General features: G+C 55.7%; 1 protein-coding gene. It reads right to left on the bottom strand.

The genetic code is table 11. From position 1 onward, the window contains the following. Positions 1-219: hypothetical protein (locus ACO0LN_RS30505; protein WP_422980537.1), on the bottom strand; the 219-nt coding region annotated here is incomplete at both ends.

The following is a 219-nucleotide window of genomic DNA, read 5'->3' on the forward strand; positions in this document are numbered from 1 at the left end:
CTTCTTCGCCGTTGTAGCTGAAGCGGCTTGTGGCGCTCAGTGTACGTGCGTCGATGACGACTGCGCTTTCAACGGCTGTACCAGCTGTGTCAGCTGCATTGTTGGCATCATTGGCTGTGTCGTTGTCGTTGACGATGGCCAGAACACCTGCGTTGTTGTTGGCAGCGATCAGGGCATCTGTCAATGTCAGACGGTAGTTACCTGCACCGTCAACACCGG

Origin of the sequence: Undibacterium sp. TC9W (assembly GCF_049339865.1) — a bacterium.
Lineage (GTDB): Bacteria > Pseudomonadota > Gammaproteobacteria > Burkholderiales > Burkholderiaceae_D > Undibacterium.